This window comes from Streptomyces sp. SID5785 (assembly GCF_009870065.1).
Lineage (GTDB): Bacteria > Actinomycetota > Actinomycetes > Streptomycetales > Streptomycetaceae > Streptomyces.
In genome coordinates, this window is record NZ_WWIA01001118.1 from 1 (window position 1) to 521 (window position 521).

Genomic DNA, 521 nt, shown 5'->3' on the forward strand with positions numbered 1-521 from the left:
CGTCGAGTGGTTCGAGGAGCAGGACCAGGCGTACAAGGACAGCGTCCTGCCGCCGGCCGTCCGGGCCCGCGTCGCCGTCGAGGCCGGCATCGGCCTGACCTGGTACCGCTACGTCGGCGACGCCGGCCGCATCGTCTCCCTGGAGCACTTCGGCGCCTCCGCCGACGCCGGGATCCTCTTCCGCGAGTTCGGCTTCACCGCCGAGAACGTCGCCGAGCAGGCCCGCGCGTCGCTCCGCGCCGCCCGCAGCTGAACCGTACGCGTCACCGCATCCGAAAGAAGATGAAGCAGAACATGAGCACCGTGGCCCCCCTCACGTCCCTCTCCGACGCGGGCGTCTCCATCTGGCTGGACGACCTGTCCCGCAAGCGCATCGAGTCCGGCAACCTCGCCGGCCTCGTCGAGAACAGCCACGTCGTGGGCGTCACCACGAACCCGTCGATCTTCCAGGGCGCCATCGGCTCCGGCGAGGGCTACGAGGAGCAGCTCGCCGACCTCGCCGCCCGCAAGGTCACCGTCGA

The 521-nt window shown here is 70.6% G+C and carries 1 protein-coding gene and 1 pseudogene; both read left to right on the forward strand.

Annotation, left to right across the window (positions count from 1 at the left end; genetic code table 11):
* Positions 1-253, forward strand: a pseudogene (locus GTW43_RS36190) (transketolase); the annotation flags it as partial.
* Positions 254-294: 41 nt separating this feature from the next.
* Positions 295-521, forward strand: a 227-nt coding sequence (locus tag GTW43_RS36195; protein ID WP_272922592.1) for a transaldolase family protein, incomplete at its 3' end; no start/stop codon positions are given.